This window comes from Pseudoduganella aquatica, from assembly GCF_020865585.1.
GTDB lineage: Bacteria > Pseudomonadota > Gammaproteobacteria > Burkholderiales > Burkholderiaceae_D > Rugamonas > Rugamonas aquatica_A.
In genome coordinates, this window is the sequence record NZ_CP086370.1 from 824,613 (window position 1) to 847,653 (window position 23,041).

At 64.2% G+C, this 23,041-nt stretch carries 12 protein-coding genes; 10 read left to right on the forward strand and 2 right to left on the reverse strand.

Annotated elements, in window-relative coordinates; all coding sequences use genetic code 11:
• The first annotated feature begins 49 nt into the window (after positions 1 to 49).
• The 4 genes from rplJ (at position 50) to rpoC (ending at position 9,676) form a co-directional block, all read left to right on the forward strand.
• Positions 50 to 574 (forward strand): 50S ribosomal protein L10, encoded by a 525-nt coding sequence (gene rplJ / locus KT882_RS03705; RefSeq protein WP_161071490.1) that lies wholly within the window; start codon positions 50 to 52, stop codon positions 572 to 574.
• A 64-nt stretch (positions 575 to 638) separates the two neighbouring features.
• A complete protein-coding gene (gene rplL / locus KT882_RS03710) occupies positions 639 to 1,013 on the forward strand; it encodes a 50S ribosomal protein L7/L12 (protein ID WP_161071489.1) in 375 nt (124 codons plus the stop codon).
• A 254-nt stretch (positions 1,014 to 1,267) separates the two neighbouring features.
• Positions 1,268 to 5,377, forward strand: a complete 4,110-nt coding sequence (rpoB, locus tag KT882_RS03715; RefSeq protein WP_161071488.1) for a DNA-directed RNA polymerase subunit beta — start codon at positions 1,268 to 1,270, stop codon at positions 5,375 to 5,377.
• A 72-nt stretch (positions 5,378 to 5,449) separates the two neighbouring features.
• On the forward strand, positions 5,450 to 9,676 hold the full coding sequence (rpoC, locus tag KT882_RS03720) for a DNA-directed RNA polymerase subunit beta' (RefSeq protein WP_161071487.1): 4,227 nt from the start codon (positions 5,450 to 5,452) through the stop codon (positions 9,674 to 9,676).
• Between the two features lie 44 nt (positions 9,677 to 9,720).
• On the opposite strand, the gene KT882_RS03725 is transcribed toward rpoC, so the two are convergent.
• Complete coding sequence (locus tag KT882_RS03725) at positions 9,721 to 10,656, reverse strand: DUF4351 domain-containing protein (protein ID WP_228894460.1); 936 nt, start codon at positions 10,654 to 10,656, stop codon at positions 9,721 to 9,723.
• A 288-nt stretch (positions 10,657 to 10,944) separates the two neighbouring features.
• Here KT882_RS03725 and KT882_RS03730 point away from each other — a divergent pair, with 288 nt between their 5' ends.
• Genes KT882_RS03730 through KT882_RS03755 form a run of 6 tightly spaced genes read left to right on the forward strand, consistent with a single transcriptional unit; the run spans position 10,945 to position 21,062 of the window.
• Positions 10,945 to 11,607 (forward strand): helix-turn-helix domain-containing protein, encoded by a 663-nt coding sequence (locus KT882_RS03730; protein WP_228894461.1) that lies wholly within the window; start codon positions 10,945 to 10,947, stop codon positions 11,605 to 11,607.
• Between the two features lies 1 nt (position 11,608).
• Positions 11,609 to 11,929, forward strand: a complete 321-nt coding sequence (locus tag KT882_RS03735; RefSeq protein WP_228894463.1) for an Mpo1-like protein — start codon at positions 11,609 to 11,611, stop codon at positions 11,927 to 11,929.
• A 4-nt stretch (positions 11,930 to 11,933) separates the two neighbouring features.
• Positions 11,934 to 16,070: a response regulator gene (locus KT882_RS03740; RefSeq protein ID WP_228894465.1), complete on the forward strand. Its 4,137-nt coding sequence runs from the start codon at positions 11,934 to 11,936 to the stop codon at positions 16,068 to 16,070.
• Complete coding sequence (locus KT882_RS03745; protein WP_228894467.1) at positions 16,067 to 16,909, forward strand: CheR family methyltransferase; 843 nt, start codon at positions 16,067 to 16,069, stop codon at positions 16,907 to 16,909. Before KT882_RS03740 ends, KT882_RS03745 begins: the two co-directional genes overlap by 4 nt.
• The gene (locus KT882_RS03750; RefSeq protein WP_223149311.1) at positions 16,906 to 17,532 is read left to right on the forward strand and encodes a chemotaxis protein CheB; all 627 of its coding nucleotides are present in this window, start codon (positions 16,906 to 16,908) and stop codon (positions 17,530 to 17,532) included. The genes KT882_RS03745 and KT882_RS03750 overlap by 4 nt, the downstream gene beginning before the upstream one ends.
• Positions 17,529 to 21,062 carry a response regulator gene (locus KT882_RS03755; RefSeq protein ID WP_161071482.1) on the forward strand — a complete coding sequence of 1,178 codons (3,534 nt, stop codon included), beginning with the start codon at positions 17,529 to 17,531 and terminating at the stop codon, positions 21,060 to 21,062. Before KT882_RS03750 ends, KT882_RS03755 begins: the two co-directional genes overlap by 4 nt.
• Before the next feature lie 166 nt (positions 21,063 to 21,228).
• Here KT882_RS03755 and KT882_RS03760 read toward each other — a convergent pair whose 3' ends face one another.
• Positions 21,229 to 23,025: a DUF885 domain-containing protein gene (locus KT882_RS03760; RefSeq protein WP_228894469.1), complete on the reverse strand. Its 1,797-nt coding sequence runs from the start codon at positions 23,023 to 23,025 to the stop codon at positions 21,229 to 21,231.
• Between the last annotated feature and the right edge of the window lie 16 nt (positions 23,026 to 23,041).

The window sequence follows — 23,041 nt, forward strand, 5'->3', positions numbered from 1 at the left end:
TTCGAACCGATGTGCGGCATTTGCCAAACATCATTTAAGGAGGTTGACCGTGGGTCTCAATCTGAATGACAAAAAGGCCGTCGTCGCCGAAGTTTCCGCAAAAGTAGCAACTGCGCAAACCATCGTCGTGGCCGAGTACCGTGGCATCCAGGTTGGTCACTTGACGCAACTTCGTGCTAAGGCGCGTGCCCAGGGCGTATACCTGCGTGTTCTGAAGAACACGCTGGCTCGTCGCTCTGTTGAAGGTACGCAATTCGCCGCTCTGGCTGACAGCATGACCGGTCCGTTGATCTACTCGATCTCGGATGACGCCGTGGCAGCAGCGAAAGTCATCAACGACTTCGCTAAAACCAACGACAAAATGGTCATCGTCGCCGGTAACTACGCAGGTAAACAGCTGGATAAAGCTGCTGTTACCGCGCTGGCGAGCATTCCTAGCCGTGAAGTCCTCATCTCGCAGCTGTTGGGCGTTATGCTGGCTCCGGTGTCGGGCTTTGCACGTGGTCTGGCTGCTCTGGCAGCGAAAAAAGGCGAAGGCGCCGCTGCTCCCGCAGCGGAAGAAACCGCAGCTTAATAGCCGCGCGCTTTTTTTCTCAAGTAATCAATTCTGTAGCATACAAACAAATTAGGAGTTTCAAATGGCAATTTCCAAAGACGATATCCTGAACGCAGTGAGCGAAATGTCCGTAATGGACCTGAACGAACTGGTCAAGGCCTTCGAAGAGAAGTTCGGCGTGTCGGCAGCAGCTATGGCTGCTCCAGCAGCCGGCGGCGCAACCGCTGGTGCAGCTGCTGAAGAACAGACCGAATTCAACCTGGTTCTGTCCGAAGTTGGCGCAAACAAAGTTGGCGTGATCAAAGTTGTTCGCGAAATCACCGGTCTGGGCCTGAAAGAAGCTAAAGACGTAGTTGACGGCGCACCAAAAGTCGTTAAAGAAGCTCTGTCGAAAGCTGACGCTGAAGCCGGCAAGAAGAAGCTGGAAGAAGCTGGCGCCAAGGCCGACCTGAAGTAATCTAGTTGTACTGGCGAGCAGTTAGCGCCGCGAGTCAAAGTGGGGCATTCCTTCCGAAAGGAAGGAATGCCGGCTTTGGCTCCTTTGTCGTCTTTGTCGTATTTGTAGCGCGCATTTGTAGCAAACTACGCTGCAGTTTGATCATATCGACCTGAAATGATAGAGGCTTGAGGTTTCGTCTGTGTGACGTTCGTTCCGCAGCGCACCTTGCAAAACCTGAATTTTCTATCCTTTCTGTCACTCACGGAGTGTCCATGCACTACTCATTTACTGAGAAGAAACGCATTCGCAAATCATTCGCGAAGCGCGCCAACGTCCACAACGTTCCGTTCCTGCTGGCTACCCAGCTCGAGTCCTACCACAACTTCCTGCAAGAAGACATCGCACCGTCGACGCGCAAGAATGACGGCCTGCAATCGGCCTTCACCTCCATTTTCCCTATCGTTTCGCACAATGGCTTCGCGCGTCTCGAGTTCCTGTCGTACGTCCTGGGCGACCCCGCCTTCGACGTCAAGGAATGCCAGCTGCGCGGCCTGACGTTCGCGTCGCCGCTGCGCGCCAAGGTACGCCTGGTGATCCTGGACAAGGAATCGCCTACCAAGCCTGTCGTCAAGGAAATGAAGGAACAGGAAGTCTACATGGGCGAACTGCCCCTGATGACCAGCACCGGTTCGTTCGTGATCAACGGTACTGAGCGCGTAATCGTTTCTCAGCTGCACCGCTCCCCAGGCGTGTTCTTCGAACACGACCGTGGCAAGACCCACTCCTCCGGCAAACTGCTGTTCTCGGCCCGCATCATTCCTTACCGCGGTTCGTGGCTGGACTTCGAGTTCGACCCGAAAGACATCCTGTTCTTCCGCGTCGACCGCCGCCGCAAGATGCCTGTGACCATCCTGCTGAAGGCCATCGGCATGTCGCCGGAACAGATCCTGGCGAACTTCTTCGTGTTCGACAACTTCCACCTGCGCTCCGAAGGCGCCGAGATGGAATTCGTGGCCGAACGCCTGCGCGGCGAAGTCGCGCGCTTCGACATCGTCGATCCGAAAACCGGCAAAGTGCTGGTCGCCAAGGACAAGCGCATCAACGCCAAGCACGTGCGCGACATCGACGCCGCCGGCCTGAAGCACATCTCCGTGCCGGAAGACTACCTGCTGGGCCGCGTCCTGGCCAAGAACATCGTCGATCCGGAAACTGGTGAAGTGGTGGCCAACGCCAACGACGAACTGACCGAAGACGTGCTGGCACGCCTGCGCGACGCGTCCATCGCCGACATCCAGACCCTGTACACCAACGATCTGGACCAGGGCGGCTACATCTCGCAGACCCTGCGCATCGACGACACGATGGACCAGACCGCTGCCCGCATCGCGATCTACCGCATGATGCGTCCAGGCGAACCGCCGACCGAAGAGTCGGTGGAAGCGCTGTTCAACGGCCTGTTCTACAGCCCTGACCGCTACGACCTGTCGGCCGTCGGCCGCATGAAGTTCAACCGCCGCATCGGCCGCGACGAACTGACCGGCATGATGACGCTGTCGAACGAAGACGTGCTGGCCGTGATCAAGATCCTGGTCGAGCTGCGCAATGGCCGCGGCGAAGTCGACGATATCGATCACCTGGGCAACCGCCGCGTGCGCTGCGTGGGCGAACTGGCCGAAAACCAGTTCCGCGCCGGCCTGGTGCGCGTCGAGCGCGCCGTCAAGGAACGCCTCGGCCAGGCCGAAGCGGACAACCTGATGCCGCACGACCTGATCAACTCCAAGCCGATTTCGGCCGCTATCCGCGAGTTCTTCGGTTCGTCCCAGCTGTCGCAGTTTATGGACCAGACCAACCCGCTGTCGGAAATCACGCACAAACGCCGCGTTTCCGCCCTGGGCCCTGGCGGTCTGACCCGCGAACGCGCCGGCTTCGAGGTGCGCGACGTGCACCCGACCCACTACGGCCGCGTCTGCCCGATTGAAACGCCTGAAGGCCCGAACATCGGCCTGATCAACTCGCTGGCACTGTACGCCCGCCTGAACGAATACGGCTTCCTGGAAACCCCGTACCGCAAGGTCGAAGGCTCCATGGTGACCGACAAGATCGACTACCTGTCCGCGATCGAAGAAGGCCGCTACATCATCGCCCAGGCGAATGCGACCATCAACGCCGAAGGCAAGCTGAGCGACGAGCTGGTGTCGGCCCGTGAAGCCGGCGAGACCATCCTGGTATCGCCAGAGCGCATCCAGTACATGGACGTGGCGCCAGGCCAGATCGTGTCCGTGGCAGCGTCGCTGATTCCGTTCCTGGAACACGATGATGCGAACCGCGCATTGATGGGTGCCAACATGCAGCGCCAGGCCGTACCTTGCCTGCGTCCGGAAAAAGCACTGGTCGGTACCGGTATCGAACGCACCGTGGCAGTCGACTCGGGCACCACCGTGCAAGCCCTGCGCGGCGGCCTGGTGGACTACATCGATGCAGGCCGCGTGGTGATCCGCGTCAACGACGAAGAAGCGCAAGCTGGCGAAGTCGGTGTGGACATCTACAACCTGATCAAGTACACCCGTTCCAACCAGAACACCAACATCAACCAGCGTCCTATCGTGCAAGTGGGCGACCGCGTGGCCAAGGGCGACGTGATCGCCGACGGCGCATCGACCGACCTGGGCGAGCTGGCGCTGGGCCAGAACATGACCGTGGCCTTCATGCCATGGAATGGTCTGAACTTCGAAGATTCGATCCTGATCTCGGAAAACGTGGTGAAGGACGACCGCTACACCTCGATCCACATCGAAGAGCTGTCCGTTGTGGCACGCGATACCAAGCTGGGCGCGGAAGAAATCACCCGCGACATCTCGAACCTGGCTGAGAACCAGCTGGCTCGTCTGGATGAGTCCGGTATCGTCTACATCGGCGCGGAAGTGACCGCCGGCGACACCCTGGTTGGTAAAGTGACGCCTAAAGGCGAAACCCAGCTGACCCCGGAAGAGAAGCTGCTGCGCGCCATCTTCGGCGAAAAAGCGTCGGACGTGAAAGACACCTCGCTGCGCGTGCCTTCGGGCATGGTCGGCACCGTGATCGACGTCCAGGTGTTCACCCGCGAAGGCATCGTGCGCGACAAGCGCGCCCAGCAGATCATCGACGATGAACTGAAGCGCTTCCGCCTGGACCTGAACGACCAGATGCGTATCGTGGAGGGCGACGCCTTCCAGCGTCTGGAGAAGATGCTGATTGGCCAAGTGGTCAACGGCGGTCCGAAGAAGCTGGCCAAGGGCGCCAAGATCACCAAGGACTACCTGGACGATCTGGACAAATACCACTGGTTCGACATCCGCCCTGCGGACGACGGTGCCGCCACCGCGCTGGAAGCCATCAAGGAATCCATCAACGAGAAGCGCCACCAGTTCGACCTGGCCTTCGAAGAGAAGCGCAAGAAGCTGACGCAAGGCGATGAGCTGCAGCCTGGCGTGCAGAAAATGGTCAAGGTCTACCTGGCCGTGAAACGCCGCCTGCAGTCGGGCGACAAGATGGCAGGCCGCCACGGTAACAAGGGTGTGGTTTCCCGCATCGTGCCGGTGGAAGACATGCCATACATGGCCGACGGCACGCCGGCCGACGTGGTGCTGAACCCGCTGGGTGTTCCGTCCCGTATGAACGTGGGTCAGATCCTGGAAACCCACTTGGGCTGGGCAGCAAAAGGCCTGGGTATCCGCATCGGCGAAATGCTGGCGCAGCAGATCAAAGTGGAAGAGATGCGCAAGTATCTGACCACCGTGTACAACGAGTCGGGCCGTCCCGAGGACATCGACCAGTTCGACGACGAAGAGATCATGAAGCTGGCGCACAACCTGAAAAAAGGTGTGCCGTTCGCGACCCCGGTGTTCGACGGCGCGCACGAGTCGGAAATCCGCCGCATGCTGGATCTGGCCTACCCTGACGACATCGCCCACAAACTGGGCATGACGCCATCGAAGAACCAGGTCACCATGTACGACGGCCGCACCGGCGAAGCGTTCGAGCGCAAGGTCACCGTCGGCGTGATGCACATGCTGAAGCTGCACCACCTGGTCGACGACAAGATGCACGCGCGTTCGACCGGTCCATACTCGCTGGTGACGCAGCAGCCACTGGGCGGTAAAGCCCAGTTCGGCGGCCAGCGCTTCGGTGAGATGGAGGTGTGGGCACTGGAAGCATACGGCGCGTCCTACGTGCTGCAAGAGATGCTGACTGTGAAGTCGGATGACGTGAACGGCCGTACCAAAGTGTACGAAAACCTGGTCAAAGGCGACCACGTGATCGACGCGGGCATGCCGGAATCGTTCAACGTGCTGGTGAAAGAGATCCGTTCCCTGGGTATCGATATCGACCTGGAACGCAACTAAGACACTGGCGCCGCCGGGCGGCGGAAACCCTCCGCCCGGCAGCTTTAAGAATTCAATCACCTGGAGTGATACATGAAAGCTCTGCTCGATCTATTCAAGCAAGTTCAGCAAAACGAGACGTTCGACGCGATCAAGATCGGTCTGGCCTCTCCTGAAAAAATCCGTTCCTGGTCCTACGGCGAAGTCAAAAAGCCGGAAACCATCAACTACCGCACCTTCAAGCCTGAGCGCGACGGCCTGTTCTGCGCCAAGATCTTTGGCCCGATCAAGGACTACGAATGCCTGTGCGGCAAGTACAAGCGCCTGAAGCACCGCGGCGTGATCTGCGAAAAGTGCGGCGTTGAAGTCACGCTGGCCAAAGTGCGCCGCGAGCGCATGGGCCACATCGAGCTGGCCTCGCCGACCGCCCACATCTGGTTCCTGAAATCGCTGCCGTCGCGCCTGGGCATGGTCCTGGACATGACCCTGCGCGATATCGAACGCGTGCTGTACTTCGAAGCATACGTCGTGACCGACCCCGGCATGACCCCGCTGAAGAAGTGCCAGATCATGTCGGAAGACGACTACGCCGCCAAGTACGAAGAGTACGGCGACGACTTCACCGCCTTCATGGGCGCCGAAGGTATCCGTGAACTGCTGCGCTCGATCGACATCCACCGCGATGCCGAGACCCTGCGCGTGGAACTGAAGGAATCGAAGTCCGAAGCGAAGATCAAGAAGTACGCCAAGCGCCTGAAAGTGCTGGAAGCATTCCAGCGCTCCGGCATCAAGCCGGACTGGATGATCATGGAAGTGCTGCCAGTGCTGCCGCCGGAACTGCGTCCGCTGGTACCGCTGGACGGCGGCCGCTTCGCGACCTCCGACCTGAACGACCTGTATCGCCGCGTCATCAACCGTAACAACCGTCTGAAACGCCTGATGGAGCTGCGCGCTCCAGAGATCATCACGCGCAACGAAAAGCGCATGCTGCAAGAAGCAGTCGATTCGCTGCTGGACAACGGCCGTCGCGGCAAAGCGATGACCGGCGCCAACAAGCGTCCGCTGAAATCGCTGGCCGAGATGATCAAAGGTAAGGGCGGCCGCTTCCGTCAGAACTTGCTGGGTAAGCGCGTCGACTACTCGGGCCGTTCGGTCATCGTGGTGGGTCCGCAGCTGAAACTGCACCAGTGCGGTCTGCCTAAGCTGATGGCGCTGGAACTGTTCAAGCCTTTCATCTTCAACAAGCTCGAACTGATGGGCCTGGCTACGACGATCAAGGCCGCCAAGAAGCTGGTCGAGATTCAAGAGCCGGTGGTGTGGGACATCCTGGAAGAAGTCATCCGCGAACACCCGATCATGCTGAACCGTGCGCCTACGCTGCACCGTCTGGGCATCCAGGCTTTCGAGCCGGTCCTGATCGAAGGCAAGGCCATCCAGCTGCACCCACTCGTCTGCGCGGCATTCAACGCCGACTTCGACGGTGACCAGATGGCAGTCCACGTTCCGCTGTCGATCGAAGCACAGATGGAAGCCCGCACGCTGATGCTGGCTTCGAACAACATCCTGTTCCCGTCGAACGGCGAACCGTCCATCGTTCCTTCGCAGGATATCGTGCTGGGTCTGTACTACGCGACCCGCGAAGCGATCAACGCCAAGGGCGAGGGCATGCTGTTCCCGGACGTGTCGGAAGTCATCCGCGCCTACGACAACAAGGAAGTCGAACTGACCACGCGCATCACCGTGCGTATCGTCGAAAATCCAAAAGATCCGGCGACCGGCGAGTTCGTGCGCACGCTGACCCGTTATGAAACGACGGTCGGCCGCGCCATCCTGTCCGAGATCCTGCCTAAAGGCCTGCCATTCTCCGTGCTGAACCGCGCGCTGAAGAAGAAGGAAATCTCCAAGCTGATCAACACGTCCTTCCGCAAGTGCGGCCTGCGCGCGACGGTGGTGTTCGCCGACCAGCTGATGCAGTCGGGCTTCCGCCTGGCAACCCGCGCCGGCATTTCGATCTGCGTGGACGACATGCTGGTACCGCCACAAAAAGTCACCCTGATTTCGGCTGCAGAGTCCGAAGTCAAGCAGATCGAGCAGCAGTACGCTTCGGGTCTGGTGACCGCCGGCGAGCGTTACAACAAGGTGGTCGACATCTGGGGCAAGACCTCGGACGAAGTCGGCAAGGCCATGATGGACCAGCTGAAAGTGGAAGACGTCGTGAAACGCGACGGCACCACCACCACCCAGGAATCGTTCAACGCGATTTACATGATGGCCGACTCGGGCGCCCGCGGTTCCGCAGCGCAGATTCGCCAGCTGGCTGGTATGCGTGGTCTGATGGCGAAACCGGACGGTTCGATTATCGAAACGCCGATTACCGCGAACTTCCGCGAAGGCCTGAACGTTCTGCAGTACTTCATCTCGACCCACGGCGCTCGTAAAGGTCTGGCGGATACGGCACTGAAGACCGCGAACTCGGGTTACCTGACCCGCCGTCTGGTCGACGTGACCCAGGATCTGGTGGTGATCGAGGACGATTGCGGCACGTCCAACGGCACGCTGATGAAGGCGATGGTCGAAGGCGGTGAAGTGATCGAAGCCCTGCGCGACCGTATCCTCGGCCGCGTGGCAGGCACCGACATCGTCAATCCTGAGACCCAGGAAACCGTGTTCGAAGCCGGCACGCTGCTGGACGAAGACATGGTGGAAGAAGTCGAACGCATGGGCATCGACGAAGTCAAGGTCCGCACCCCGCTGACCTGCGACACGCGTTACGGCCTGTGCGCCAAGTGCTACGGCCGCGACCTGGGCCGCGGCATGCTGGTCAACTCCGGCGAAGCAGTCGGCGTGGTGGCGGCGCAGTCGATCGGTGAGCCGGGTACCCAGCTGACCATGCGTACCTTCCACATCGGTGGTGCGGCATCGCGTGCGGCAGTGGCGTCGTCGGTGGAAGCCAAGTCGAACGGCACCATCCGCTTCACCTCGACCATGCGTTACGTCACCAACGGCAAGGGCGCGCAAATCGTCATTTCCCGTTCCGGTGAAGTGCTGATTACCGACGACCACGGCCGTGAGCGCGAGCGCCACAAAGTGCCGTACGGCGCGACCCTGATCGTCAAGGACGGCATGGTCATCAAGGCCGGTACGGCCCTGGCGACCTGGGATCCGCTGACCCGTCCTATCATTACCGAGTACGCCGGTACGGTGCGTTTCGAGAACGTCGAAGAAGGCGTGACCGTGGCCCGCCAGGTGGACGAAGTGACCGGTCTGGCAACGCTGGTGGTAATCGATGCGAAACGCCGTGGTTCGCTGACCAAGACCATGCGTCCGCAGGTGAAACTGCTGAACGAAGATGGCAACGAAGTGAAGATCGCCGGCACCGAACACGCCGTGGCGATTGGCTTCCAGGTCGGCGCGCTGATCATGGTGAAAGACGGCCAGCAAGTGTCCGTGGGTGAGGTTCTGGCGCGTATCCCGACCGAATCGCAGAAGACCCGCGACATTACCGGTGGTCTGCCGCGCGTTGCCGAGCTGTTCGAAGCACGTTCGCCGAAAGACGCGGGCATGCTGGCGGAAGTCACCGGTACGGTTGCGTTTGGTAAAGAAACCAAGGGCAAGCAGCGTCTGGAAATCACCGACATGGACGGCAACAAGCACGAGTTCCTGATCACCAAGGACAAGCAAGTGCTGGTGCACGACGGCCAGGTGGTGAACAAGGGCGAGATGATCGTGGACGGCCCGGCCGATCCGCAAGACATCCTGCGTCTGCTGGGTATCGAAGCGCTGGCGCGTTACATCGTCGACGAAGTGCAGGACGTGTACCGTCTGCAGGGCGTGAAGATTAACGACAAGCACATCGAAGTGATCGTGCGCCAGATGCTGCGCCGTGTACAGATCGTCAACGCCGGCGACACCGACTACATCGTCGGCGAGCAGGTGGAGCGTTCCGAGCTGCTGGAAGAAAACGACCGCATGAACGCGGCGCAGAAGATTCCTGCAACCTACGAAAACGTACTGCTGGGTATTACCAAGGCATCGCTGTCGACCGATTCGTTCATCTCGGCCGCATCGTTCCAGGAAACCACCCGCGTGCTGACGGAAGCGGCGATCATGGGCAAGCGCGACGGTCTGCGCGGCCTGAAAGAGAACGTGATCGTGGGCCGTCTGATCCCAGGCGGTACCGGTCTGGCCTTCCACCGCGCCCGCCGCGAGAAGGAAGTCTGGGAAGCGGAAGAACGCAAAGCCCTGCTGGACGCGGAACGCGCGGCCATCGTGGCCGAGTTGCCAGGCGAGGAAGTTCCTCACGGCGGCGACGAAGCGTAATCTTCAAGCCTCAAAGCAAAACGGCACCTTCGGGTGCCGTTTTTTTATGCCCGCTGCGCGGGGCTGAAGACGTCGTCCAGCGATCCGGCGTTGAGCAGTGCGCGGCCCCATCGGGACAGCTGTTCTGTATCCGCTTCTTCCAGCCGCCGGCGTATGGGGGCAGGCAGCTCGCCGAATCGCTCGGTCAACTGGATCTCTATTAGTTCTGCCTGTCCGCGTAGGCGGCCTTTGGCTTCGCCTTTTTCGAGAGCCTCACGTACAAACGGGAGCATGTATTCCATGGCGAACCCCTCATGTTTCTGTTTAATCTCTTGCCAAAATGCAGCTTCCATTTCTGCCGGCAGGCGCATCATCCATCCGATGACGTTGGCGAAATCCATAATACGCTCGCGCGGCCAACCGCGCTTATACAGCAGGGTTATCAAGTGCAGCTTGGCGGCGTGCCGCTCTGTATGCTTGTGGCGCGTCCGCTGAGTCTGTATATGTGCGGCGGTTAGCAGGGCGAATGGATTTTTGCTTTTGAGCAGTTTGTTCAAATCGTAGCTCCGCAGGGTTATCGCGGGGAATTTGAAATGCATCTGGCAACCGAATATTTTGTAGCCGTATTGTGGCGAGGTGTGGCCGTAGTCAGTGTCGGCTAATATCGCTAAGGACGCGACAGGCAGGCGGTGCTGATTGAAGATGCGGTAGTTGTAAATGAAGATGCGTTCGGCAAAATTATCGCTGTAGCGGCTTTGGACTTCAATATGCACCAGAACCAATTTGGCCGCACCATTGAACAGGGTAACGCGGACAAGTTTATCGGCTCGGCGCGGGCCGGTGATGGCGTCCGGTGCAATTTGTTCCAATTCGGTGTCGAGAAATTCGATGGGCTGTTGCCAGTCGATCTGTTTGTGTGCGGCGGGAAAATAGAAAGCCATGAACTCCTGAAAATAGCGGGATAGCGTTATTTTCCAGGGCGGGTCATATTGGTCCGGCATGGCGGCTCTCCGCTGGGCTGAAGAGCTTATGTTGGCATGCGGCGACGGCCGCATTTTGATGTGCCGCATAACGGGCGGTGAAAATAGAAGGGGCCACTACGAAAGCGGCCCCCTTGCTTCTGTGATGTGCCCGCCCGGTAACTTGAGTCGGTCCGGAACAGCAACACCTCACAACTACAGGATCGCACATATCCGCCAAATGTAAAGCAGGATTTGCCGTCCCGCCGGCGCCGCGGTGACGGCCGCGTCCGGCTGCCGCAACATGCGCCACGGTGGAATGCGGTTTCCATGCACACAGGCATGGATTGCTGTGCCAGATGCTGGCTTATCCGTGCTAAGATTTGGTCCATGATCGCCCAAGCCCTCTTCACTCCCGCCCAGCAAAAACTGCTGGGCCTGATGTTCGTGCGCGTTAATGATGGTTTCCACCTCAACGAGATCATGCGCCTGACGGGATTGGGCAGCGCCTCCGCGCAGCGCGAATTGCGCCGCCTGCATGACTCCGGTTTGATCGTCTCCGAACGCATCGGCAATGTGCGCCGCTTCCGCCCCAATAAAGACAGCCTGGTGTATGGCGAATTATCCAGCCTGGTGCGCAAGACTTTCGGCCTGGTCAGCGTGCTCAATTCCGCGCTGTCGCCGCTGGGCGATGTATTGAATGTGGCGTTTGTCTATGGCGCCACCGCCAAGGAACAGGAGGCCAGCGAAGATAAAATCGAATTGCTGCTGATCGGCGATAACACCAGCTACGGTGAATTGCTGTCGCGCTTGCCGGTTGCCGAGCGTATTTTGCGCCGCAAGATCAACCCCAATCTTTACACGCTGCCCGATTTCCGGCGCCGCCTGCGCGAGCGCCAGCAATTCCTGGTACATGTACTGCAGGAGCCCAAGGTATTTGTTTGGGGCGATGAAACGGATTTGAATTACGCCAGCCGCGTCGAGGAGAATTGAAATGGATAAGGCGAATGCAGCAGCACGCTTTCAGAGTTTTAAGGAATTCTATCCGTTCTATTTGCAAGAGCACGCCAATTCAACCTGCCGCCGCCTGCATTTCATCGGCTCCACCCTGGTTCTCTTAATTATTATCGTCGCTGCCATGCGCGGCAATTACGGCTTGCTGTGGTTTGTTCCACTGGCCGGTTACGGCTTCGCCTGGATAGGCCATTTCTTTTTCGAGCATAACCGGCCCGCCACATTCAAATATCCCCTGTATAGCTTGCTGGGCGATTGGGTAATGTACCGCGACATGCTGGCCGGCCGCGTCCGTTTCTAAGGCGATGAAAGCCCTGTTTTATCCCGCCATCAATTTGATGGGCAGGTTGCGCTACGCGCATAAGTTCCTGCTGCTGGGTTTGCTCGCGCTGGGCGCCGTGGTGCTGCTCCAGGTGAATCTCTACCAGGCGCTGGACCGGGTGATAGAACCGTCGCGCGAGGAGCTGCTCGGCCTGGAAGCGCTGGTGCGCCTGAACCGCACCATCCAGCTGGTGCAGCACGACCGCGGGCTGGCGGCTGGTTTCCTCGGCGGCAACAAATTGCTCGCCCAGCGGCAGCAGGCCAAGGCGGCCGAAGTGGACGCCGCCTTCCTGCGCCTGGCCGAAGCCCTGCCGCCCGAGGTGCTGGCGGCGGCGCGCTGGCGCGAGGTCAGCGGCGACTGGCGCGCGCTGCGCCAGTTCGGCCTGGAATGGCCGCAGCAGACCAACACCCTGCGCCACGAGCAGCTGATCGCCAAGATGCTGACCCTGGCGTCCGACGTGGCCGACGCCAGCGCCCTGACGCTGGACCCGGACATCGCCAGCTATTATTTGATGGATGTGATCGTCAAGCTGCCCTTTTTCACCGAGCGGCTGGGCCAGACCCGCGCTTTCGGCGCCGCCATCCTGGCGCGCAAGGTGGTGACCGAGGCCGAGCGGCTGCAGATGGCCAGCCTGCTGGGCCACACCCGCATCGCGCGCGATTTGCAAACCGCCAATCTTGAAAAAGTCATTAACTACAATCCCGCGCTGCGCGGCGTGCTGGGCAGCCTGGACCAGAATGTGGACGCAGGCATGCGCATCGCCCTGGGCATGGCGCAGGACGACATTATCGACAGCCGCTTCGGCACCAGCTCGGAGCAGTACATCGAGCAGTTCACCAATCTGATCGACCAGATCTACGCCGGCGGCAGCGAAGTGCTGGCGCCCGCCCTGCGCGACCATATCGAGCGGCGCATCGACAAGGCGCGCACCGGCCTGGCCTGGATCGTGGTGCTCAGCGCGCTGGCCTGCGCGCTGTTCGCCTACCTTGCGGTGGGCATCTTCCTGGCGCTGACCGGGCAGATCCAGGGCGTGCTGCACACCTTGCGCACGCTGAGCGAGGACAGCGCCGAGCGCGCCGAACTGGTGGAGGCCATCGCGGCCGGCGACCTGAGCCGCGAAGTGCACGAGCCGCCCGCGCTGGAGATGGGCGGGCTGACGGCGCGGCGCGACGAGATCGGTGCGCTGGTGGGCGCCATCGCCGCCATGAGCGCCGCCCAGCAAAGCCTGGGGCGGGGCTTTGCCCGCATGGCGCGCACGCTGCGCCTGCACCGCGACGAGGAACGCCAGCAGGACTGGGCCAAGAGCGGCATCAACGCCCTGAATATCGAACTGCGCGGCGAGCGCGCGCTGCCGGAGCTGACGCAGGCCGTGGTCAGCTTCCTGACACGCCACGTGGGCGGCGCGGTGGGCGCGCTGTATTTGCACGACGCCGCGCGGCAGGAACTGGTGCTGGCCGCCAGCCACGCTTACACCACCGGCACGGCGCCGCGCCGCCAGTTCGCGGCGGGCGAGGGCTGGGCCGGCAGCGCGGCGCGCAGCGGCGCCATCGAAGTGCTGTCGCCGGTGCCGCCGGGCTACCTGGACGTGGCGTCGGCGCTGGGCCAGGCCGGACCGGCCGCCGTGGCGGCGGTGCCGCTGATGCACAACGGCGAGCTGGTGGGGCTGGTGGAGATCGGCACCTTCGGCGAGTTCGACGCGCAGCGCCTGGCGTGGCTGCGCCAGGCGGCCGAGGCGGTGGCGGTGGCGGTCGGCGTGGAGCATGCGCGCCGCCGCGTGGCCAACTTGCTCGAGCAGACCCAGGTGCAGACCGAGGAATTGCTGGTGCAGCAGGAGGAGCTGCAGCAGTCCAACGAGGAGCTGGAGGAACGCGCCCAGCTGCTGGAGCAGCAGCGCGAAGTGATACGGCAGAAAAGCGCGGAAAGCGAGCAGGCCAGCCGCGAGCTGCGCCGCAAGGCCGACGAGCTCGAGCGCATCAGCGCCTATAAATCCGAGTTCCTGGCGAATATGTCGCACGAGCTGCGCACGCCGCTGAACAGCATGCTGATCCTGTCCAGCCTGCTGCAGCAGAACAAGGAAGGCAAACTGAGCGGCAAGCAGGTGGAGTACGCGGCCACCATCAACGGCGCCGGCAAGGACCTGCTCAACCTGATCAACGACATTCTGGACCTGTCCAAGATCGAGGCCGGGCACGTGACGCTGGAGCTGGAGGACGTGGCGCTGGCCGACATGGCCAGCCAGCTGCAGGCGCTGTTCCAGCCGCTGGCCGAGCACCAGGGGCTGGCCTTGAACATCGCGCTGGGCGCCGGCACGCCCGCGCAGCTGCGCACCGACGGCCAGCGCCTGCTGCAGATCCTGAAAAACCTGCTGGCCAACGCCGTCAAATTCACCGCGCAGGGCAGGGTGGGCTTGGACGTGCGCGTCTGCCAGGCTGCCGAGGCGGGCGGCCAGGGCCGGACCGGGGAGGCCCTGGCCTTCGCCGTCAGCGACACCGGCGTGGGCGTGGCCGCCGAGCAGCAGGAGCGCATCTTCCACGCCTTCCAGCAGGCCGACGGCTCCACCAGCCGCAAATTCGGCGGCACCGGCCTGGGTCTGTCGATTTCGCGCCAGCTGGCGCGCCGCATGGGCGGCGAGATCACCGTCAGCAGCGCGCCGGGCGCGGGCAGCATCTTCACCTTGTATCTGCCGCTGGACGCCGGCGACGTGCTTGCCGCGCCGCCAGCCGCAGCGGCGCCCGCAGCCGCCCCCGCCAGCGCGGGATTCGCCGTGCCGCCCGCCGCGCAGTTTGCCCCATCCCCTGCCGCACTGGCCATCGCGCCGCTGAGCGCGGCCGCCCGCTACGAGCGCGCCGCCATGAGCAGCACCGACCCCGGCGCAGCCGCGCGCCCGCCGGCCATGGCGATGGAGGACGACCGCGAGCTGGTGCTGCCCGAATACCGCTGCATCCTCATCGTCGAGGACGACCTGTCCTTCGCCCGCATCCTGCGCGACACGGTGCGCGAGCACGGCTTCCAGGCCATCGTCGCCTGCGACGGCGAGGACGGCCTGGCGCTGGCCGAGCGCTACCGCCCCAACGCCATCCTGCTGGACGTGATGCTGCCCCATATCGACGGCTGGGGCGTCATGCGCAGCATCAAGGACAACCCGGCCACGCGCCACATCCCGGTGCACTTCATCACCTGCCTGGAAGACCGCCAGAAAGCCATGGGCCTGGGCGCCATCGGCTTTATCACCAAGCCGGTCAGCGCCCAGCAGCTGGACGAAGTGCTCGACTCCATCGGCGCCGCCATCGCCCGCACCGACAAGCGCCTGCTGGTGGTGGAGGACGACGAGGCCGAGGCCATGAGCCTGGCCGCGCTGCTGGAAACCGAAGGCCTGGACATCGCGATCGCGCGCTCCGGCAGCGCCGCCCTGGCCCTGCTGGCGCAAGGCCGCTACGACTGCATGGTGCTGGACCTGGGCCTGTCCGACATGTCCGGCTTCGAGCTGCTCGACCGCCTGCGCGACAGCGCCTGCGCGCCGCAGATGCCGGTCATCGTGCATTCCGGCCGCAGCCTGAACGAAGTGGACGAGGCGCGCCTGCGCCGCTATGCCGACAGCATCATCGTCAAGGGCGCCAAGAGCCCCGAGCGGCTGGTGGGCGAAGTGAGCCTGTTCCTGCACCTGGTGGAAAGCTCGCTGCCGCAGGACCAGCAGAAAATGATACGGCGCGCGCTCGACAAGGAAGCCATGTTCGAGCAGCGCAAGGTGCTGCTGGTGGACGACGACATCCGCAACATCTTCTCGCTGTCCTCGGTGCTGGCCGAAAAGGGCATGCACATCGTGGAGGCGGGCAACGGCGCCGAAGCGCTGGCGCAGCTGCAGGCGCACCCGGACATCGACATCGTGCTGATGGATATCATGATGCCGGAGATGGACGGCTTTGAAGCCATGCGCCGCATCCGCCGCGAGCCGCGCTGGGCGCGCCTGCCCATCATCGCGCTCACCGCCAAGGCCATGCTGGGCGACCAGAAGCAATGCCTGGACGCCGGCGCCAGCGACTACCTGGCCAAGCCGGTGGACCTGGACAAGCTGTTCTCGCTGATGCGGGTGTGGCTGTACCAGGCCGGGGAGGTGGCGTGAACGAGCAGGACATCGTGGAGCTGGAAATCGGCCTGCTGGTGAGCGCCGTCAAGCAGGCGCACGGCTACGACTTCAGCGGCTACGCCAGCGCCTCGCTCACGCGCCGCCTGGTGGCGTGGCTGGCCAAGTCCGGCTTCGACAGCTTCGGCGCGGCCACCTCGGCGCTGCTGCGCGACGCCCTGCTGTGCCGCGCGCTGGTGGAGGACGTCACCGTCAACGTGTCGGACATGTTCCGCGACCCGGCGTTCTTCAAGGCGCTGCGCGAGGAAGTGCTGCCCCACCTGCGCACCTACCCGCACGCTCGGATCTGGGTGGCCGGCTGCGCCGGCGGCGAGGAAGTGACGTCGCTGGCCATCCTGCTGCGCGAGGCCGGCATGGACCAGCAATGCCGCATCTACGCCACCGACTTGAACGAGTCGGTGCTGGAGCGCGCGCGCCAGGGCATGTTCGAACTGCGCGACATGCAGCGCTACACCAGGAACTACCAGCTGGCCGGCGGCTGCGCCGCCTTTTCCGACTACTACGTGGCGCGCTACGGCCGGGCGCTGTTCGATCCCGGGCTGCTGCGCAACGTGGTGTTCGCCGCGCACAACCTGGCCACCGACGCCGACTTCAGCGAGATGCAACTGATCCTGTGCCGCAATGTGATGATCTACTTCAAGCCCGCCCTCAAGGAGCGCCTGCTGTCACTGTTCGACGGCTGCCTCACGCCGGGCGGCTTCCTGTGCCTGGGGACCAAGGAAACGCTGGAACAGCGCGGCATTGCGCCGCGCTACCGCGAAGTGGCCGCGCCCACCCGCATCTACCGCAAGCAGTACGCCGTGGGAGCGCAAGCATGAGCCCGGCCATGGGCCAGGGGGCAAGCGCAACGCGGCGCCCGCGCTTCCGCGCCGTCGTGCTGGGCGTTTCCATGGGCGGCGTGGACGCGCTGCAGCGTGTGCTGCCCGCGCTGCCGCCGGATTTCCCCTTGCCGCTGCTGGTGGTCATCCATATTTCGCCCGGATCGGGCGACGGCCTGGCGCGCCTGCTCGACTTCACCGCGCCGCTGCGCGTGAAGGAGGCCGACGAGGGCGAATTGCCGCAGCCCGGCACGGCCTACCTGGCCCCTGCCGGCTACCACCTGCTGGTCGAGCGCGACGGCAGGCTGGCGCTGTCGGCCGACGCGCCGGTGAGCTTTGCGCGCCCTTCGGTGGACGTGCTGTTCGAATCGGCCGCCGCCTGCTACGGCGCCGCGCTGGTGGGCGCTGTGCTGACCGGCGCCGGCGCGGACGGCGCTGCGGGCCTGGCGCGCATTGCGGCGGCGGGCGGCTATACCATCGTGCAGGAGCCGGCCGACGCCGTGATGGATCTGATGCCGCGCGCCGCGCTGGCGCGCCTGGCGCCCGGCACGCCGAACGCCATCGCCACGCTGGACCGGCTGCCGCTGCTGCTGCAGCGCCTGGCCGGCATGGAGGCCGCATGAACCGCCGCAGCATGGCCGCGCTGCCGGCAACCATGCCGGTGCTGCTGGTCGACGACAACGACGACAACCTGCTGGCCCTGTCCGCCCTGCTCGAGGGCGTGGAAGGGCTGGAGCTGGCGACCGCCAACAGCGGCGAGGAAGCCTTGCGCCAGCTGCTGCGGCGCGATTTCGGCCTGGTGCTGATGGACGTGCAGATGCCCGGCATGGACGGCTACGAAGCGGCCACGCTGATGCGCGCCAATCCGAAAACGCGCAACGTGCCCATCATCTTTGTCACCGCGCTGCAGGGCGGCAGCGAGTTCTCCTTGCGCGGCTACGAGAGCGGCGCGGTGGACTACCTGGTCAAGCCGATTGAAACCGTGGTGCTGCACGCCAAGGTGAACGTGTTTGCCGCGCTGTACCGCCAGCGCCTGGCCATCGCCGAATTCGAGCGCTACGCCAGCCAGGTGGAGAACGTGATGGCGGCGCGGCGCGCCAGCCCGGCCGGCCAGCCGCTGCGGCTGCTGCTGGTGGACGACCAGCCGGCCAACCTGCTGGCGCTCGAAGGCCTGCTGGGCGAACTGGCCGAGCAGTCCAATGTGGAACTGGTGCGCGCCAACTCCGGCCCCGAGGCGCTGCGCGCCGTGCTGCGCGCCGACTACGCGGCGGTGCTGCTGGACGTGCAGATGCCCGGCATGGACGGCTTTGAAACGGCGGAGCTGATGCGCGCCAATCCGCGCACCAGCACCCTGCCGGTGATCTTCGTCACCGCCGGCATGAAGGACCGCGCGGCCCAGTTCAAGGGCTACGAACTAGGCGCGGTCGATTATCTGATCAAGCCGCTCGAGCCGCACATCCTGGTGTCCAAGGTGCGCGTGTTCTGCGAGCTGTACCGCCAGCGCATGGCGCTCGAGCTGCAAAGCGCGCACCTGGAATCGCTGGTGGCCGAGCGCACCGAAGCGCTGCGCCGCAGCGCCGAGGAACTGTCCGATTCGCGCGAGCGCTACCGCCGCCTGCTGGGCGCCGTCACGCACCAGCTGTTCTCGCTGCGCCGCGACGGCAAGCAGCTGCGCTCCTACGGCCACGGCTCCGGCTGCGAAGCGGTCACCGGCTATCCGCCGCAGGCCTTCGAGGACGACCCCCTGCTGTGGCTCACCATCGTGGCCGAACCGGAGCGCGCCCTGGTGGCGGCGCGCGCCGCCGCCGCGCTGGACAGCGGCGCCATCAGCCAGTACGAGCACCGCATCCGCTGCTGCGACGGCGTGGCGCGCTGGGTGCGTTCCACCTTTGTGCGCGCCGGCACCGACGATGCGCCGGTGTGCGACGTGCTGATCGAGGACATCGACCAGCGCCGCCGCGTGGAGGAAGACCGCGCCCACCTGGTGGACCAGCTGGCGCTGGCCACGCGCGCCGCGCGGCTCGGCATCTGGGACTGGAACCTGGCCACCAATGAACTGGTGTGGGACGAGCGCATGTACACGCTGTGCGGCGTGGCGCCGGGCGAGCTGGGCGACGCGCACCAGACCTGGCTGCTCACCACCCACCCGGACGACCGCGCGCTGTGCGAGCGCGCCCGCCAACGCGCGCTGGCGGGCGACCAGCCCTTCGACATCGAGTTCCGCGTGATCCATCCGGACGGCAGCATCCGCCACATGAAGTCGGACGGCCAGGTCATGCGCAACGCCCAGGGCCAGGCGGTGCGCATGACCGGCACCCATTACGACATCACCGAGCGCAAACAGGCCGAGGAAGAAATGCGGCGCCACCGCGACCACCTGCTGGAGCTGGTGGACGAGCGCAACGCCAGCCTGCGCGCCATCGTCGACAACGCGGCCGACGGCATCGTCTCGGTGGACGACCACGGCATCATCCTGAGCTTCAACCGCGCCGCCGAGAATATGTTCGGCTACAGCGAAGCGGAGATCCTGGGCCGGCCCATCGGCAAGCTGATACCGCATGCCGGCAGGGCCGGCGGCCAGGGCCGGCCGGTGGTGCGCAGCATGGACCTGGAAGGCCAGCGGCGCGACGGCAGCGCCTTCCCCATGCACGTGGCGATCAGCGAAGTGGAGGTGGCGGGGCGGCCGCGCATCATCGGCATCCTGCGCGACATCTCGCAGCAGAAGGCGGCCGAGGCCAGCCTGATCGCGGCGCGCAACGCGGCCGAAACGGCCAGCCAGGTGAAGTCCGAATTCCTGGCCAAGATGAGCCACGAACTGCGCACGCCGCTCAACGCGGTGATCGGCTTTTCCCAGCTCATGTCGCGCTCCGGCACCTTGCTGCCGGACCAGCAGCGCAACCTGGAAATCATCCACCGCTCCGGCCACCACTTGCTCACCCTGATCAACGACGTGCTGGCCCTGTCCAAGATCGAGGCCGGCGGCACCCATGTGGAAGCGGTCGACGCCGACCTGGTGCGGCTGCTGGAGGAAGTGGCCGAGATGCTGCGCATCCGCGCCCAGAACGAAGGCCTGGAGCTGGAGCTGGCCATGGAGCGCTTGCCGGCGGCGGTGAAAGTGGACGCGGTCAAGCTGCGCCAGGTGCTCATCAACCTGGTCGGCAACGCGCTCAAGTTCACGCAGCAGGGGCGGGTGCTGGTGCAGGCCAGCGGACAGCTGCTGCGCGGGCAGGAGGACGGCGTGGCGCGCATCAGCTTCGTCATCAGCGACACCGGCATCGGCATGGCGCCGGGCGACCTGCAGCGCATCTTCGATCCCTTTGTGCAGGTTGGCGGGCCGGCCAGCGAAAGCGGCACCGGCCTGGGCCTGGCGATCTCGCGCCAGTACGTGGAACTGCTGGGCGGCGTGCTGCAGGTGGAATCGGAAGTGGGGCGCGGCTCGGTGTTCCGCTTTGCGCTCACGCTGCCGCTGGCCGAAGCGCCGCGCGCCCTGCCGTCGGCGGCGGGCGAGGTGCTGGGCCTGCCGCTGCACGAGCGCGGCAAGCGCGTGCTGGTGGCGGACGACGACCGCGAATCCCAGCTGCTGCTGGGCGAGCTGCTCGAACCGCTGGGGTTTGTGGTGGCCTTCGCCGGCAACGGCGTGGAAGCGCTGGCGCGCGTGGCCAGCTTCGCGCCGCACCTGGTGCTGATGGACTGGCGCATGCCGGAGCTGGACGGCCTGGCGACGATACGGCGCATCCGCAGCCAGCCGGACGGCGGCCAGGTGCGCATCATCATGTGCACCGCCAGCGCCTTCGAGGAGCAGTGCGAAGTGGCGCTGGAGGCCGGCGCGGACGCCTTCCTGCGCAAGCCGCTGGACACGGCGGAGCTGTACCGCGACATCGAGCGCCTGCTCGGCCTGCGCTTCCAGCGCGCCGCCTGCAGCGGCAGCAGCGGCGGCGGCGGCTTCGAGCCGGTGCGCAAGGACGAGCTGGCGGGCCTGCCCGCCGAAGTGAAGCGCGCGCTGAAAGAAGGCGCGGTGGAGCTGGACCAGCAGCGCCTGGCCGGCGCCCTGGCCGCGATCGAGGGCGACTGCCCCGACCTGGCGCGGCGCCTGCGCCACATGACGCAAGCCTTCCGCTACCGCGAGCTGTTCGCCCTGCTATCGGATTCCTGACCGCCCGCCGCCACGAACAATCGATATTTGGCTGCATGCCAGGCGGGTTACGCACGGCTGCGCCGCGCTAACCCGCCCTACGCGCGTCGGCGTATTTGTGTACCGGTGCATCTGTGTACCGTAGGGCGGGTTAGCAGCGCGCTGCGTAACCCGCCATTACTGCGGCTTATTTACTCTCTGCGATCCAGCGGTCCACCTTGGTCTCCAGCAGGCTCAGTGGCACGGTGCCGTCGCCCAGCACGATCTCGTGGAACTTCGGCAGGCTGAATTTATCGCCCAGCGCCTGCTGCGCGCGCTGGCGCAGTTCCACGATCTTCAGCGAACCGATCTTGTAGCCCAGCGCCTGGCCCGGCCACGCCATGTAGCGTTCGGTCTCGCTCTTGGCCACGGCGTCGTAGCCCAGCGTGTCGCGCATGTACTTGATGGTCTGCTCGCGGGTCCAGCCTTTCGCGTGCAAGCCGGTGTCCACCACCAGGCGGGTTGCGCGCAGCAGCTCGTCGTTCAGGTGGCCGAAGTACTGCGCCGGATCGTCGAACAAGCCCATCTCCTTGCCCAGCGTTTCCGCATACAGCGCCCAGCCTTCGGTGAAGGCGTTGTTGCCGCCGTATTTGCGGAACAGCGGCTGGTCCAGCTCCTGCGTCAGCGCGATATGGAAGTGGTGGCCCGGTTTGCCTTCGTGCAGGAACAGCGTGTTCATGCCGGTGCTGCCGTACTTGGCCGGGTCGTTCACCACCGACCAGAACACGCCCGGGCGCGAACCGTCGCCGGCCGGCGCGGTGTAGTGGTCGGCCGCGGTGGCGCGGCTCAGCTCAGGCTCGAGGCGCAGGTCCAGCTTGGCCTTGGGCACCAGCGTGAACATGGCGGGCAGCTTGGTGTCCAGCACGTCGTTCAGCTTGCGGTACACGGCCTGCACCTCGTCCTCCGTCTTGAAAGGATAGAACTTAGGTTGCTCGGACACCCACACCGGCAAGCCCGCCGCCGGGCCGTTGTAGCCCAGCTTGGGACCGAGCACGGCGAACTGCTGCTGGATGCGCGCCACTTCCCTCAGGCCGATGGCGTGGATCTGCTCCGGCTTCATCGTGGTGGTGGTGGACGAGGCCACCGCCGCCTGGTACCAGGCCTTGCCCTGCGGCAGGGCGCTCCAGCCGGAGCTGCTGCGCGCCGCCGGCAGGTAGTCCTGCTCGACGAACTGCGCCAGGCGTTCCAGCGCCGGATTCAGCTTGGTGATCGCGTCCTTGTAGGCGGCCGCCAGGCGCTGCTTGTCCGCGTCCGTGAAGGTGGCCGGCAGCTTGTTGATGGCGGTGTAGTAGATGCTCGCTTCCGGCGTGGCGCTTGGCAGCTTCTTGAACTGCGGCAGCGCGGATTCCACCAGCGCCTTCGGCAGCACCACGTGCTTGGCCATGCCCTCGCGCATATTCGCAATGGCCTGGTCTATCCATGCCGGCAGCTGCGACAGGCGGCTCAGGTAAGCCTCGTATTCCTTGACGGTGCCAATCGGCTGCGAAGCGTCGCCGCCGGCGAAGTTGGCCAGCGTGACCGGCATGCTGTCCATCTGGTTCAGCGGCAGCAGGTGTTCCGGGAAGGGCTCGAAGGACAGCGCGGTTTTCAGTTCGTAGGCCAGCACGTCGTAGTGGATGCGGTCGCGGCGGTCCAGCTGCGCGCGGGCGATGGCGCGCAGGCGCTTCTGGTAGGCGCGGTACAGCGCGAACTGCTTGGCGCGCACGGCGGGCGCGATGCTTATGCCGAGCTGGTCGTCGAAGCGGTTGTCGCCGTTCTGCGTGGCGTTCACCGGCTCGTAGCGCGCCAGCGCGTTGTAGTAGTCGTCCGCCAGGGTGTTGAACTGCTGCTTGGCGGCGGGCGCGCTGGCGGCGGGGACTTGTTCGGCGGCCGGGGCGGCGTGGACGGGGGCGAAGGCCAGCGTCAGGGCGGCGGCCATGGCGGCCAGGGCGATGCGGTGTTTCATGTGAGTCCTGTTTATA

Bases quoted from the DNA above. Each gene is read 5' to 3' on its own strand.
- KT882_RS03735 (WP_228894463.1), top strand. From the start codon at position 11,609: ATGGATAAGGCGAATGCAGCAGCACGCTTTCAGAGTTTTAAGGAATTC.
- KT882_RS03750 (WP_223149311.1), top strand. From the start codon at position 16,906: ATGAGCCCGGCCATGGGCCAGGGGGCAAGCGCAACGCGGCGCCCGCGC.
- KT882_RS03755 (WP_161071482.1), top strand. From the start codon at position 17,529: ATGAACCGCCGCAGCATGGCCGCGCTGCCGGCAACCATGCCGGTGCTG.
- KT882_RS03760 (WP_228894469.1), bottom strand. From the start codon at position 23,025: ATGAAACACCGCATCGCCCTGGCCGCCATGGCCGCCGCCCTGACGCTG.
- rpoC (WP_161071487.1), top strand. From the start codon at position 5,450: ATGAAAGCTCTGCTCGATCTATTCAAGCAAGTTCAGCAAAACGAGACG.
- rpoB (WP_161071488.1), top strand. From the start codon at position 1,268: ATGCACTACTCATTTACTGAGAAGAAACGCATTCGCAAATCATTCGCG.
- rplL (WP_161071489.1), top strand. From the start codon at position 639: ATGGCAATTTCCAAAGACGATATCCTGAACGCAGTGAGCGAAATGTCC.
- KT882_RS03740 (WP_228894465.1), top strand. From the start codon at position 11,934: ATGAAAGCCCTGTTTTATCCCGCCATCAATTTGATGGGCAGGTTGCGC.
- KT882_RS03730 (WP_228894461.1), top strand. From the start codon at position 10,945: ATGCACACAGGCATGGATTGCTGTGCCAGATGCTGGCTTATCCGTGCT.
- KT882_RS03725 (WP_228894460.1), bottom strand. From the start codon at position 10,656: ATGCCGGACCAATATGACCCGCCCTGGAAAATAACGCTATCCCGCTAT.